A 12831-nucleotide genomic window follows, 5' to 3' on the forward strand; every position below is an offset into this window, starting at 1 on the left:
CCGCGCCCCCTTTCCGTCCGTGCTCCCCGGCCGTGCTCCTCCGGGTCCGTCCGTCGTCCCCGGGTCTCAGTCCTGCGGCGTGTGGTACGACACCAGCGCCGCCACACCCGGCTCGACGCCCTTCCAGGAGCCGGTGAACGCCAGCACCGCGATGGCCGCCGTGGGGAAGCCGCCCAGCCGCAGCCGCTCCAGCGCCTCCCGGTCGCCCTCGTCGCCGGCCAGCACCTGGGTGAGGCCGAGCACGCCGGGGTTGTGGCCGACCAGGACCACGTCGGCGAACTCGTCCGGGGTCTCCTGGAGCACCGTGATGATCTCGCCGGGGCTGGCCTCGTAGACCCGCTCCTCGTACACGATCTTCTGTGGACGCTTCGGCAGCTCGTGCACGGCGAGCTTCCAGGTCTCCCTGGTGCGCAGGGCCGGCGAGCAGATCACGTAGTCGGGACTGATACCGGAGTCGGACAGCCAGCGGCCGGCGTCCGGCGCCTGGTGCCGGCCACGGTCGGCCAGCGGCCGCTCGTGGTCGTCCACCTGGTTCGGCCAGTCGGCCTTGGCGTGGCGGAGAACGATGATCCTGCGGGGCGTTTCGGCGCTCATACCCAGCAAGCTTGGCAGAAAACCGGCCGACGGGCGCGGTGCTCCGGGCAGCACCACCCGCAGGAGTGGGGCCGATCGGGCGCGCCCCCCGCGGCGGCGCCCGCTCTCAGCCGATGTTCTGCGCGACGATCGCGACCACGGAGAGCAGCACGACGATGCCGACGATCAGAGCGGCGATCTGGCCCAGCTTCTTGTGGCCGTCGGTGGGGTTCGGTTCGAGTACGGGCATGACCCGAGTCTCGCACCCCGCCCGCACCGTGCGGCCACCGGCCCCGGGCCCGGTGCGGGGGCGGGGCGGGCGCGGGAGCCGCGCGGTCAGCGAGCGGCCGGGCGGGCGGTCTCGTCCTCGATGTGCCGGGGCAGCGCGGCCCGCAGGCCGAACAGCATCTGCGGGACCAGCAGCACCGCCAGGAAGCCCATCGGCAGGTACCACCGGCCGGTGGCCTGGTAGAGGCTGCCGACCAGGATCGGACCGGGGATGGAGATCAGGTAGCCCAGGCCCTGCGCGAAGGCGGACAGCTGCGCGACGCCCCCCGAGGTCCGGGCGCGCAGCCCGATCATGGTCAGCACCAGCGGGAACGCGCAGTTCGACAGGCCCATCAGGGTGGCCCAGACCCAGGGGGCGCCGGCCGGCGCCAGGGCCAGGCCGGTGTACCCGACGATGCCGCAGGCCGCCAGGACCACCACGAAGATCCGCTGGTCGCCCCGGCGGGCGGCCCAGTTAGGCAGCACGAAGGAAACCGGCACGCCGACCACCATGGTGACCGCCAGCAGCACGCCCGAGGTGCCCGCCGAGATCCCCGCGTCCTGGAAGATCTGCGGCATCCAGCCCATCGTCACGTACGCGCCGGTGGCCTGGAGCCCGAAGAAGCAGGCCAGCGCCCAGGCGGTCCGGCTGCGCAGGATCGGCAGCCGCTCGGCGGCCCGGGCGGTGGCCGATCCCGCGCGCTCGCGGTGCAGGGCCAGCGTGACCAGCCACAGCACCACCGCGACCGCACCGGCCAGCGCCCAGATCCCGAGGCCCAGCCGCCAGCTGCCGCCGAGCGCCGAGGTCAGCGGCACGGTGACGGCCGCCGCCAGCGCCGTACCGGCGGACAGCGCCATCGAGTAGAGGCCGATCATCGGGCCGACCCGCTCCGGGAAGTACCGCTTGATGACCACCGGGATCAGCACGTTCGCGACCGCCACCCCGGCCAGCGACACCGCGGTGAGCAGCAGGAAGACCGCCGTACCGCCGGCGAAGGCGCGCGAGAGCAGGCCGACGGTGATGGCGCCCGTGCCGGCGGTGACCACCGCCACCGGGCCCATCCGGCGGGCCAGCACGGGCGCGGCGAAGCCGAAGGCGGCGAAGCAGAGCGAGGGGACGGCGGTGAGCAGGCCGGCCACGGTGGCGCTCATGCCGAGGTCCGCGCGGACCTGGTCGAGCAGCGGCCCGAGGCTGGTGACGACGGGGCGGAGGTTGAAGGCGGCCGCGGTGATCGCGACGGCGAGCAGCACGCCGAGGTACGGGGCGCGGGCGGTGGCGGTGGGAGTGGCGGTGGCGGGCGGCCCCGACGGTGCGCCGGAGTCGGTCCGGGTGCCGGTGGGGGTCTCTGCTGCGGTGGGCATGGACGTCATCATAGAATGATGGGATGAATTAGCGCATCCTCGTATCCGTCCCGCTCCGGTGGCGGCCCGCCAGCGCCCCCGGCCTGCCGCCCCCGACCCGCCGCACCGGTTGCGGCACCCGCTCTCGGGCCCCGTCCGCGCCCCGGCAGCGCCCCTGCCGCCGGGCCGGGCGCGGACTTGGCATGATGGCCCGACCCGACCTACCCGCGAGGAGTACCCGTGGCGCTGTCCGCTCCGAGGCGCATCCCCTTGTCCGACCAGGTGATCGCGCAGCTGCGCACCCAGATCACCTCCGGCGAGTGGCCGGTGGGCTCCCGGATCCCGACCGAGGTGGCCCTGGTCGAACAGCTCGGGGTGGCCCGCAACACCGTCCGGGAGGCCGTCCGGGCGCTGGCCCACAACGGGCTGCTGGACATCCGCCAGGGTTCGGGCACGTACGTGCTGGCCACCAGCGAGCTGGCCGGGGTGATGCACCGCCGCTTCGCGGACGCCGACCAGCGGCAGGTGGCCGAACTGCGTGCCACGCTGGAGTGCTCGGCCGCCGGGCTGGCCGCCGGGCGGCGCACCCCGCAGGACCTCGACCTGCTGGACGGCACGCTCGCCCGCCGTGAGGCCGCCTGGCGCTCCGGCGGCGCGGAGGACTTCGTCCAGGCCGACGCGGCCTTCCACCAGGCGGTGGTGGCGGCCGCCCACAACGAGGTGCTCGCCGCCGTCTACGCCGACCTGGGCGAGGTCATGCGGGCCCACCTGCGGTACGACGTCGGGCCCGAGCTGATCGCCGAGCGCTACGTCGGGCACGACGGCATCCTGGCCGCCATCCGGGCCGGGGACGCCCGGATGGCCTCGCTGGAGGCGGGCCGGGCCATCGGGGCCTGCGTACCGGCCGAGGCCTGACCGGGGCGCCGACCGCTCCCACGAGCGGACGCCCGGAACGCGCCTGCCCGGCGTCCGCTCGTGGGAGCGGGCGCCGGGCAGGCGGGTCGGTGCGGCCGGGGCCGCCGGGGTCAGGCGCCGATGGCGTGCAGACCGCCGTCGACGTGGATGATCTCGCCGGTGGTCTTCGGGAACCAGTCCGAGAGCAGCGCGACGACGCCGCGGCCGGCCGGCTCCGGGTCGGCGAGGTCCCACTTCAGCGGGGAGCGGGAGTCCCAGACGGCGGCCAGCTCGGAGAAGCCGGGGATGGACTTGGCGGCCATCGAGCCGATCGGGCCGGCCGAGACCAGGTTGCAGCGGATGTTGCGCGCGCCCAGGTCACGGGCCATGTAGCGGGAGGTGGCCTCCAGCGCGGCCTTGGCCGGACCCATCCAGTCGTACTGCGGCCAGGCGAACTGCGCGTCGAAGGTGAGGCCGACCACCGAGCCGCCGTCCTGCATCAGCGGCAGCAGCGCCGTGGTGAGCGACTTCAGCGAGAAGGCGGAGACCTGCATCGCGGTCGCCACGGACTCCCACGGGGTGTTCAGGAAGTTGCCGCCGAGCGCGTCCTGCGGGGCGAACCCGATCGAGTGGACGATGCCGTCCAGCGTCGGCAGGTGCTCGCGGACCTGGTCGGCGATGCCGGCCAGCTGCTCGTCGCTGGAGACGTCGAGCTCCAGCACCTTGACCGGCTTGGGCAGCTTGCGGGCGATCCGCTCGGTCAGGCTGGGCCGGGGGAACGCGGTGAGGATGATCTCCGCGCCCTGCTCCTGGGCCAGCTTCGCGGTGTGGAAGGCGATGGACGACTCCATCAGCACACCGGTGATCAGGATCCGCTTGCCTTCGAGAATTCCACTCATGTGATCAGTTCCCCATGCCCAATCCGCCGTCGACAGGAATGACGGCTCCGGTGATGTACGCGGCCTCGTCGGAGGCGAGGAACCGCACGGTCGAGGCGATCTCGGCGGGCGCGGCGTAACGGCCGAGCGGCACACCGGCGACGATCTCCTTGCGACGGTCGTCGCTGAGCACCGCGGTCATGTCGGTGTCCACGAAGCCGGGCGCGACGACGTTGACCGTGATGTTGCGCGGGCCGAGCTCGCGCGCCAGCGAGCGGGCGAAGCCCACCAGGCCGGCCTTGGACGCCGCGTAGTTCGCCTGGCCCGGCGATCCGCTGAGTCCGACCACCGAGGAGATCAGCACGACACGGCCCTTGCGGGCCCGCATCATCAGCTTGGACGCGCGCTTGACCACCCGGAAGGCCCCGGTGAGGTTGGTGTCGACGACGGAGGTGAAGTCCTCCTCCGTCATCCGGAGCAGCAGGGTGTCCTTGGTGATGCCGGCGTTGGCGACCAGCACCTCGACCGCGCCGTGCCGCGCCTCCACCTCGCCGAAGGCCGCGTCGACCTGCGCGGCGTCGGTGATGTCGCAGCGGACCGCGAGCACGTCGTACTTCGCCAGCGCCTCGGGGACCTCACCCGAGCGGCTGGTGATGGCGACCTTGTCGCCCGCCTCGGCGAAGGCCTGGGCGATCGCGAGGCCGATGCCCCGGTTGCCTCCGGTGACGAGAACCGAGCGGCTCACGATCCACCTCTCTCCGTGTTTGACCGTGGGACCCCGACGGCGCCCGGACCTGCCGGGACCTGGCCGTCAGGTCGTCCGCGTACGTCGAAACGCGTACGCAGTGTGACGCTATCGGTCGCGCGGAGGATGCGACGAATCGGGCTCCCACAGCGCCTCACCGGCTGAACTGTCGCGTTCTGACAACGCGCCGCCGGCCGCGGGGTGGTCCGGCCCGCCGGGAACAACTCGGGAGGGCGTGCCCGTTGCCCTCTGGGTGCGGGCAACCCGGGGCCGTTCGCTGTGGCGTTGCGCACCTCGGGCGTACGATGCCACCGCCCGGCCCACTCGACCTGACGAATCCCAGTGAAGGCAGAGCCCTGATGAGCGAGGCACAGTCCGCCACCCCCGGCCGACGGGGACGACTGCTGGCCCTGGCCGCCCTGGCGGCCGGCGCGGGAGCGGCCGCCTGGTCGCTGCGCGACCTTCCGGAGGCGTTCGGCCGGCGCCCGGACGCGGAGCGGGAGCAGCGGGTGCGCAACTCGCCGCAGTACCGCGAGGGCGTCTTCCACAACGCACCGTCCACGCTGGCCCGGAACAAGACCACCCCGGACGTCGATCTGGGGACGGTGCGGCGGATGCTGTTCGAGCGCAATGCCGGCACGCCCTCCCTCCCGGTGCCCACCGTCCGCCCCGAGGGCGGGAGCGGCCCGGCCGCCGAGGGCGTGGAGATCACCTGGTACGGGCACGCCTCCGCGCTGGTGGAGATCGAGGGCTCCCGGGTGCTGCTCGACCCGATCTGGAGCGACCGCTGCTCGCCCACCGAGCACGTCGGCCCCAAGCGGCTGCACCCCGTGCCGGTGGAGCTGGAGGAGCTGCCGAAGGTGGACGCCGTGCTGATCTCGCACGACCACTACGACCACCTGGACATGGCGACCGTCAAGCGGCTGGTGCGCAGCCAGTCCGCGCCGTTCGCGGTGCCGCTGGGCATCGGCGGCCACCTGCGGCGCTGGGGCGTGCCGGAGCACCGGATCATCGAGCTCGACTGGGACGAGACCTGCACCCTGGGCGACCTCGTCCTCACCCTCACCTCCGCGCACCACTTCTCGGGCCGGGGCCTGACCCGCAACACCACCCTCTGGGGCTCCTGGGTGATCGCCGGGCCGACCCGCCGGGTGTTCTACACCGGCGACTCGGGCTACTTCGAGGGGTACGCGGCGATCGGCGAGCAGTACGGCCCCTTCGACGCGGCGCTGGTCCAGATCGGCGCGTACGACCAGGCCTGGGCGGACATCCACATGACGCCGGAGGACGCCGTCCTCGCCCACCGCGATCTGCGGGCCGGGCTGCTCGTCCCGGTGCACTGGTGCACCTTCAACCTGGGCCTGCACCCCTGGGCCGAGCCGGTCGAGCGCCTGCTCGCGGAGGCGAAGGCGCAGGCCGTGCCGCTGGCCGTGCCGCGGCCCGGCGAGCGGGTGGACGTGGACAACCCGCCGGAGCTGGACGGCTGGTGGGAGGCGCTGGTCTGACCGGCGGATCCCGGCCGGCCGGCCCCGGCCGGAGGGGTCGGTCCGTGCGCGGGGCGGGCGGGCCGGGCCCCGGCTCGCCCGCCCCGCGCACAGCCATCCTCCGCCGGTGCCAGGGGTTTTGACGTCCGCCCGGGCCGGGCCGGTCGCCCCGGCGCGGGAGGGGTCCGGCGCGCCGGGCTCCGGCGAAACCTGCTGGCGATAAGCCCCTGGGCGGGGAATGATTCGGTACGGACACCCCTGTACGGGGGCGCCCGACCCTCCGAATCATCCCCTACCCAGGGAGCCCGATGCCCTCCACATCCAGCGCCGGCGCACCGCACGGCCGCGCCGTCGATCCGCAGTTCCTGGCCTATCCGCTGCGTGCGCTGGCCGACGCCGCACTCGGCCGCGCGCGCGAACTCGGCGCCTCGCACGCGGACTTCCGTCTGGAGCGGGTCCGCAGCGCGTCCTGGCGGCTGCGTGACGCCCGCCCGGCCGGCACCTCGGACAGCGTCCAACTGGGCTTCGCCGTACGGGTACTGCTGGACGGCGCGTGGGGCTTCGCGGCCGGCGTCGACCTGACCGCCGACGCGGCGGCCGCGGTCGCCGGGCAGGCGGTGGCGGTGGCCAGGCTCTCCGGCGGGATCAGCCGGGCGGCGGGCTCCGGCGAGCGGGTCGAACTGGCCGAGGAGCCGGTCTACCCGGACGCCACCTGGGTCTCCGCGTACGAGGTGAACCCGTTCGAGGTGCCCGACGCGGAGAAGACGGCGCTGCTGGCCGACTGGAGCGGCCGGCTGCTGGCCGCCGACGGCGTCAGCCACGTCCAGGCGACCCTGCTGACGGTGCAGGAGAACAAGTTCTACGCCGACACCGCCGGGACCGTCACCACCCAGCAGCGGATCCGCCTGCACCCCGTGCTGGAGGCCACCTCGGTGGACGAGCGCACCGGCGCCTTCGACAGCATGCGCACCATCGCACCGCCGGTCGGGCGGGGCTTCGAGTACCTGCGCGGCACCGGCTGGGACTGGGACGCCGAACTGGCCGAACTGCCGGTGCTGCTGGCCGAGAAGATGAAGGCCCCGAGCGTCGAGGCCGGCGCCTACGACCTGGTGATCGACCCGTCCAACCTCTGGCTGACCATCCACGAGTCGATCGGCCACGCCACCGAGCTGGACCGCGCGCTCGGCTACGAGGCCGCGTACGCGGGCACCTCGTTCGCCACCTTCGACAAGCTCGGCAGCCTGCGGTACGGCTCCGAGCTGATGCACGTCACGGGTGACCGCACCGCCGAGCACGGGCTGTCCACCATCGGCTACGACGACGAGGGCGTGGCCACGCAGTCCTGGGACCTGGTGAAGGACGGCGTCCTGACCGGCTACCAGCTGGACCGCGGCATGGCGGCGCTCAAGGGCCTGGGCCGCTCCAACGGCTGCGCGTTCGCCGACTCCCCCGCGCACGTACCCGTCCAGCGGATGGCCAACGTCTCGCTGCGGCCCGCCGAGGGCGGCCCGGACACCGAGGGCCTCTTCGAGGGCGTCGAGAAGGGCCTGTACATCGTCGGCGACCGCTCCTGGTCGATCGACATGCAGCGCTACAACTTCCAGTTCACCGGGCAGCGCGCCTACGCGATCAGGAACGGCCGGCTGGCCGGCCAGGTCAAGGACTTCGCGTACCAGGCCACCACCACCGACTTCTGGGGCTCGATGTCCGCCGTCGGCGGCCCGCAGACGTACGTGCTGGGCGGCGCCTTCAACTGCGGCAAGGCGCAGCCGGGCCAGGTCGCGGCGGTCAGCCACGGCTGCCCCTCCGCGTTGTTCCGCAACGTCAACGTGCTCAACACGCAGCAGGAGGCGGGTCACTGATGGCCGCGATTCAGCCCCACGAACTGGTCGAGCGGGCGCTCGGACTCTCCCTCGCCGACGGCTGCGTGGTGATCGCCGACGAGGAGTCGACGGCCAACCTGCGCTGGGCCGGCAACGCGTTGACCACCAACGGCGTCACCCGGGGCCGACGGCTCACCGTGATCTCCACGGTCGACGGCGGCCGGGGCACGGCGTCCGGTGTGGTGGCCCGCGAGGCCGTCACCCTCGACGAGGTGGAGAGCCTGGTCCGCGCCTCCGAGGCGGCCGCCCGGGACGCGGGACCGGCGGAGGACGCCCAGCCGCTGGTCGCCGAGAGGCCGGCCTCGGCCGACTTCACCACGCCTCCGGCCGAGACCTCGGTCGAGGTGTTCGCCGCCTTCGCACCCGCGCTGGGCGCGGCCTTCGCCCGGGCCGCCGCCCAGGGCGAGCTGCTGTACGGCTTCGCCCGCCACGAGGTCACGTCCAGCTATCTCGGCACCTCCACCGGCCTGCGGCTGCGGCACGACCAGCCCACCGGCACCGTCGAGCTGAACGCCAAGACCGCGGATCTCACCGGGTCCGCCTGGGCCGGCGCCGCCACCAGGGACTTCCTGGACGTGGACGTCACCGAGCTGCACCGCACCCTCAGCCGGCGACTGGCCTGGGGCGAACGGCGGATCGACCTGCCGGCCGGGCGCTACGAGACGCTGCTGCCGCCCTCGGCGGTGGCCGACCTGATGGTCTATCTGAGCTGGTCGGCCGGCGGGCGGGACGCGGCCGAGGGCCGCACGGTCTTCTCCCGGCCCGGCGGCGGCACCCGGATCGGCGACAAGCTGAGCCCGCTGCCGCTCACCCTGCGCTCCGATCCGGCCGAACCCGGCCTGGAGGCCGCGCCGTTCGTGCTGACGCACGCCACCGGCGGGGACGCCTCGGTGTTCGACAACGGCCTGCCGCTGACCGCCACCGACTGGATCCGCGACGGCGAGCTGGCCAACCTGCTGACCACCCGGCACTCCGCCGCGCTGACCGGCCTGCCGCTGACGCCCCCGGTCGACAACCTGGTGCTGGAGAGCGGGGACCAGAGCACCGCGCCGACGCTGGAGGAGATGATCGCCGGCACCGAGCGCGGGCTGCTGCTCACCTGCCTCTGGTACATCCGCGAGGTCGACCCGGCGACGCTGCTGCTCACGGGCCTCACCCGGGACGGCGTCTACCTGGTCGAGAACGGCGAGGTGGTCGGCGCCGTCAACAACTTCCGTTTCAACGACTCGCCCGTGGACCTCCTCGGGCGGATCACCGAGGTGGGCCGCACCGAACGCTGCCTGCCGCGCGAGTGGGGCGACTGGTTCACCCGCGCCGCGATGCCGCCCGTCCGGGTGGCGGACTTCAACATGAGCTCCGTGAGCCAGGCCTCGTAGGCCGGCGTCCGGCACCCGGCGGGGAGCGCGTCGCCCGCCCCTCTCGGAAGGCGCGGGCGCGGGCGCACTCGCGAGAGCGCCCGCCGGGTGTCGGTGGCTCCCCGGAGCAGAATCCGACGGGAACCGAAAAAGTGGACGAGAAACGACTGGTCAAGACCTCGAAGACGCTCTCCCGCGTCCTGCGGCACGACCCCGGCTCGGTGGGTCTCACCCTGGACGGGGCGGGGTGGGTCGGCGTGGCCGAACTCCTGGCCGCGCTGGCCGGCGCCGGGCGGGCGGTGAGCCGGGCCGAACTCGACCTGGTGGTCGAGAACAACAACAAGCGTCGTTTCGCCTTCTCCGAGGACGGCCTGTCGATCCGGGCCAGTCAGGGGCACTCGGTGGCGGTCGACCTCGGTCTGGCCGCCGCCGTGCCGCCCGCGGTGCTGTACCACGGCACGGCCACCCGCTCCCTGGAGGCGATCTTCCGGGACGGACTGCTGCCGATGTCGCGCCAGGACGTGCACCTGTCCGCGGACACCGAGACCGCCACCCGGGTCGGCTCCCGGCACGGCCGCCCGACCGTGCTGCGGGTCGACGCCGCGGCGATGGCGGCGGCGGGGCACGAGTTCCGGATCAGCGCGAACGGCGTCTGGCTGACCGACGCCGTCGCCCCGCGCTACCTCAGCCGCCCCACGGACGACGCCCGGGACCGCTCGGTCCGATAGCCGGTCCCGCTCACTCCGGGATCGCGGCCGTCGAGCCGGCGCCGCGCGTTGATGAGCCCGCCGCCACCTCCACCACACCGGAGGTCTTCGCCATGAGCAAGCCCGGCAACTGTCAACAACGCTCATGGTCAATACATCTAGCGCTTCGCGCGGTCGGCCCAGAGCGGTGCCACGGTCGCGATCACCACGATCGCGGCGCCCAGCTGGAACAGATGGCGCCACCAGTCGATCCCCGAGGTGTCCGCGACGCCGAACAGGTGCGCCACCCCGTTGCCGATCATCGCGCCGATCATGCCCAGGACCATGGTGAGCCAGACCGGGACGTCCTGCTTGCCCGGGATCAGCAGCCGGGCGAGGCCGCCGAGCACCAGGCCCTCGATCAGTGCCGAGACGACTGCCCACATGACGGCTCCAGGGGTCCGCGCCACCGACCTCCGGTGGCGCACCCGCATGGCTCACAGTCTTGGCCCCTCCCGGCCCACCCGCACCCCGGGCGGCGGGCAGGGCGCGCGACGCGGGTGGATCCACGCTCCCCCGCTCTCCTGCGCGCGGCCGACGCGGCGTACCGTGAGGATGCCGTGCTGCGAGGAGTGTGCGGCGTGGCGTGCGGGTGCTGACGAAGGCGGTAGGACATGGGCAAGAGCGCCGACGACGGACAGGTCTTCCGGATCACGGGGGCGCGGAGCAGTCTGAGCGAGGACGTCCGTGGCCGCCAGCGCCGCTACGTCGTCTCGATGCTGGCCCGCACGCTCTGCGTGCTGCTCGCCGTGATCATGTGGGACATCCAGCGGTACGTGGCGTACACCGCGCTGGTCGGCGCCGTGCTGCTGCCGTACTTCGCGGTGCTCATCGCCAACGCCGGCCGGGAGCGGGCCCCCGGACTGCCGAGCACCTTCGCGGTGCCGCCGCAGACCCCGCTGATGCTCGGCCCGGGCGGAACCGGCGGCGGCGGGGCCGACCGGTCGGGCGGCCGGCCGGACGCGTCGGAACCGGTCGGCGACTAACTGTCCGCTTCGTCCGGTTAGCTGAGCTTTCAACCCCTGGAAAGCTCAAAGGAACCTCAGATTAATCATGAAAGACCGCCCCGAACGGGGGGTTCGCCATGACATACTGCGTACGCGCTCCGCATCCCCCGTCGGAGCGACGGACCGACGCCGGGCGGCTCCCCCCGTGGCTGCCCGGCGTCGCCATGCCCGGACGCGATCGGCCGCCGGATTCCGGCGACGGCGCGGGTGCGAGACTGGCGGTGCACACTCCCGCCCCTCCCCGCAGCGGAGGGCACCGACGCTCATCAGGACGGCCCGCGATGCACACCCAGGACCAGCAGCCCCCGCTCGGCCTCTTCGCCGGGGCGGCGGGGCAGCCGCAGAGCCCGATCTGTTCCGGCAAGGGCTGCCGCGCCGCCGCGGCGTGGGTCCTGGTCTGGAACAACCCCAAGCTGCACACCCCGGACCGCCGCAAGACCTGGCTGGCCTGCGACGAGCACCGCGAGCACCTCGCGCAGTTCCTGGGCGTGCGGGGCTTCCTCAAGGAGGTCCTGCCGTTCGCCGAATGGACCACCGCCGAGGGCCCCGGAGCCGCGTCCCCCGGGCACTGACCACCGGGGCACTGACCACCCGGGCCACTGACCACCCGGGGCGCCCGTCCCGCCGGAGCACCGGCGGGGTGCGGCGCTAGCCGCCGATCGCGGACATCGGGCGCTCGGGCTGGAGGAACTCCGGGTTGTCGATGCCCGCGCCCGCCTTCTTGCCCCACATCGCGGCCCGCCACAGCTCGCCGATGCCGGCGTCCGGGACGCCGGAGCGCAGGGCCGTGCGCAGATCCGTCTCACCGGTGGCGAAGAGGCAGTTGCGGACCTGCCCGTCGGCCGTCAGCCGGGTGCGGTCGCAGGCCCGGCAGAACGGACGGGTGACCGAGGCGATCACGCCCACGCTCGCCGGCCCGCCGTCGACGAGCCAGCGCTCGGCCGGCGCGGCCCCCCGCACCGTGGACGGCTCGGCGGTGAGAGCGAAGCGTTCGCCGAGGCGGTCGAGGATCTCCTCGGCGGTGACCATCCGGGAGCGGTCCCAGCCGTGCTGCGCGTCCAGCGGCATCTGCTCGATGAAACGCAGCTCGTACCCGCGCTCCACGCACCAGCCGAGCAGGTCGGCGGCCTCGTGGTCGTTGACCCCGCGCATCAGCACCGCGTTGAGCTTGACCGGGTCGAGCCCTGCGGCCTCGGCCGCGGCCAGCCCGGCCAGCACGTCGTGGTGGCGGTGGCGGCGGGTGAGGGTGTGGAAGGTGTCCGGATCCAGCGTGTCCAGCGAGACGTTGACGCGGTCCAGCCCGGCGGCCTTGAGCGCGGCGGCGGTACGCGCCAGGCCGATGCCGTTGGTGGTGAGCGAGAGCTCGGGGCGCGGGGTCAGCTCCGCGCAGGCGGCGACGATCCCGACCAGCCCCGGGCGCAGCAGCGGCTCGCCGCCGGTGAAGCGGACTTCGCGGACACCGAGGTCGCGTACGCCGATGGTGACCAGGCGGACGATCTCCTCGTCGGTGAGCAGCTCCGGCTTGGCGAGCCACTGCAGGCCCTCCTCGGGCATGCAGTAGGTGCAGCGCAGGTTGCACCGGTCGGTCAGCGAGACCCGCAGATCGACGGCCTGACGACCGAAGGTGTCGAGGAGCACCGTGCGCCCCTTCCCTGAAG

14 protein-coding genes are annotated in these 12831 nt (G+C 73.6%); 7 read left to right on the forward strand and 7 right to left on the reverse strand.

Features of this window, described 5'->3' with window-relative positions; genetic code table 11:
* Window positions 1-66 precede the first annotated feature (66 nt).
* The 3 genes from OG823_RS09330 to OG823_RS09340 form a co-directional block, all read right to left on the reverse strand.
* Window positions 67-594 carry a histidine phosphatase family protein gene (locus OG823_RS09330; protein WP_371478986.1) on the reverse strand — a complete coding sequence of 176 codons (528 nt, stop codon included), beginning with the start codon at window positions 592-594 and terminating at the stop codon, window positions 67-69.
* Window positions 595-700: 106 nt separating this feature from the next.
* Window positions 701-823 carry an SGM_5486 family transporter-associated protein gene (locus OG823_RS09335; protein ID WP_371478987.1) on the reverse strand — a complete coding sequence of 41 codons (123 nt, stop codon included), beginning with the start codon at window positions 821-823 and terminating at the stop codon, window positions 701-703.
* 86 nt (window positions 824-909) lie between these two features.
* On the reverse strand, window positions 910-2202 hold the full coding sequence (locus tag OG823_RS09340; protein WP_371478988.1) for a CynX/NimT family MFS transporter: 1293 nt from the start codon (window positions 2200-2202) through the stop codon (window positions 910-912).
* A gap of 219 nt (window positions 2203-2421) precedes the next feature.
* On the opposite strand from OG823_RS09340, the gene OG823_RS09345 reads away from it, so the two are divergent.
* Window positions 2422-3096, forward strand: coding sequence for a FadR/GntR family transcriptional regulator (locus OG823_RS09345; RefSeq protein ID WP_371478989.1), 675 nt, complete (start codon window positions 2422-2424; stop codon window positions 3094-3096).
* Between the two features lie 110 nt (window positions 3097-3206).
* On the opposite strand, the gene fabI is transcribed toward OG823_RS09345, so the two are convergent.
* The gene (gene fabI, locus OG823_RS09350; protein WP_371478990.1) at window positions 3207-3974 is read right to left on the reverse strand and encodes an enoyl-ACP reductase FabI; all 768 of its coding nucleotides are present in this window, start codon (window positions 3972-3974) and stop codon (window positions 3207-3209) included.
* A 4-nt stretch (window positions 3975-3978) separates the two neighbouring features.
* Window positions 3979-4698 carry a 3-oxoacyl-[acyl-carrier-protein] reductase gene (gene fabG / locus OG823_RS09355; protein WP_371478991.1) on the reverse strand — a complete coding sequence of 240 codons (720 nt, stop codon included), beginning with the start codon at window positions 4696-4698 and terminating at the stop codon, window positions 3979-3981.
* A 359-nt stretch (window positions 4699-5057) separates the two neighbouring features.
* Between fabG and OG823_RS09360 the strand changes: the two genes are divergently transcribed.
* From OG823_RS09360 to OG823_RS09375, 4 genes are all read left to right on the forward strand, one after another.
* On the forward strand, window positions 5058-6203 hold the full coding sequence (locus OG823_RS09360; protein WP_371478992.1) for an MBL fold metallo-hydrolase: 1146 nt from the start codon (window positions 5058-5060) through the stop codon (window positions 6201-6203).
* Window positions 6204-6490: 287 nt separating this feature from the next.
* Window positions 6491-8044 (forward strand): TldD/PmbA family protein, encoded by a 1554-nt coding sequence (locus OG823_RS09365; protein WP_371478993.1) that lies wholly within the window; start codon window positions 6491-6493, stop codon window positions 8042-8044.
* On the forward strand, window positions 8044-9441 hold the full coding sequence (locus OG823_RS09370; RefSeq protein WP_371478994.1) for a metallopeptidase TldD-related protein: 1398 nt from the start codon (window positions 8044-8046) through the stop codon (window positions 9439-9441). Before OG823_RS09365 ends, OG823_RS09370 begins: the two co-directional genes overlap by 1 nt.
* Before the next feature lie 131 nt (window positions 9442-9572).
* Entirely contained in the window at window positions 9573-10148 is a 576-nt protein-coding gene (locus tag OG823_RS09375; RefSeq protein ID WP_371478995.1) for an RNA 2'-phosphotransferase, read from the forward strand.
* Window positions 10149-10285: 137 nt separating this feature from the next.
* Here the strand turns inward: OG823_RS09375 and OG823_RS09380 are convergent, their stop codons facing one another.
* A complete protein-coding gene (locus OG823_RS09380; protein WP_371478996.1) occupies window positions 10286-10552 on the reverse strand; it encodes a GlsB/YeaQ/YmgE family stress response membrane protein in 267 nt (88 codons plus the stop codon).
* Between the two features lie 228 nt (window positions 10553-10780).
* On the opposite strand from OG823_RS09380, the gene OG823_RS09385 reads away from it, so the two are divergent.
* Both OG823_RS09385 and OG823_RS09390 read left to right on the forward strand, forming a co-directional pair.
* On the forward strand, window positions 10781-11152 hold the full coding sequence (locus tag OG823_RS09385) for a DUF3099 domain-containing protein (protein ID WP_371478997.1): 372 nt from the start codon (window positions 10781-10783) through the stop codon (window positions 11150-11152).
* 302 nt (window positions 11153-11454) lie between these two features.
* Window positions 11455-11745, forward strand: coding sequence for a hypothetical protein (locus OG823_RS09390; protein WP_371478998.1), 291 nt, complete (start codon window positions 11455-11457; stop codon window positions 11743-11745).
* A 76-nt stretch (window positions 11746-11821) separates the two neighbouring features.
* Here OG823_RS09390 and moaA read toward each other — a convergent pair whose 3' ends face one another.
* On the reverse strand, window positions 11822-12811 hold the full coding sequence (gene moaA / locus OG823_RS09395; protein ID WP_371478999.1) for a GTP 3',8-cyclase MoaA: 990 nt from the start codon (window positions 12809-12811) through the stop codon (window positions 11822-11824).
* Window positions 12812-12831: the final 20 nt, after the last annotated feature.

This window comes from Kitasatospora sp. NBC_00315, from assembly GCF_041435095.1.
In the GTDB taxonomy this organism is placed as follows: domain Bacteria; phylum Actinomycetota; class Actinomycetes; order Streptomycetales; family Streptomycetaceae; genus Kitasatospora.

What these genes read in the sequence shown, in the direction of transcription:
- OG823_RS09330 (WP_371478986.1), bottom strand. Translation starts at nt 594, where the DNA reads ATGAGCGCCGAAACGCCCCGCAGGATCATCGTTCTCCGCCACGCCAAG.
- OG823_RS09335 (WP_371478987.1), bottom strand. Translation starts at nt 823, where the DNA reads ATGCCCGTACTCGAACCGAACCCCACCGACGGCCACAAGAAGCTGGGC.
- OG823_RS09340 (WP_371478988.1), bottom strand. Translation starts at nt 2,202, where the DNA reads ATGCCCACCGCAGCAGAGACCCCCACCGGCACCCGGACCGACTCCGGC.
- fabI (WP_371478990.1), bottom strand. Translation starts at nt 3,974, where the DNA reads ATGAGTGGAATTCTCGAAGGCAAGCGGATCCTGATCACCGGTGTGCTG.
- OG823_RS09360 (WP_371478992.1), top strand. Translation starts at nt 5,058, where the DNA reads ATGAGCGAGGCACAGTCCGCCACCCCCGGCCGACGGGGACGACTGCTG.
- OG823_RS09365 (WP_371478993.1), top strand. Translation starts at nt 6,491, where the DNA reads ATGCCCTCCACATCCAGCGCCGGCGCACCGCACGGCCGCGCCGTCGAT.
- OG823_RS09370 (WP_371478994.1), top strand. Translation starts at nt 8,044, where the DNA reads ATGGCCGCGATTCAGCCCCACGAACTGGTCGAGCGGGCGCTCGGACTC.
- OG823_RS09380 (WP_371478996.1), bottom strand. Translation starts at nt 10,552, where the DNA reads ATGTGGGCAGTCGTCTCGGCACTGATCGAGGGCCTGGTGCTCGGCGGC.
- OG823_RS09385 (WP_371478997.1), top strand. Translation starts at nt 10,781, where the DNA reads ATGGGCAAGAGCGCCGACGACGGACAGGTCTTCCGGATCACGGGGGCG.
- OG823_RS09390 (WP_371478998.1), top strand. Translation starts at nt 11,455, where the DNA reads ATGCACACCCAGGACCAGCAGCCCCCGCTCGGCCTCTTCGCCGGGGCG.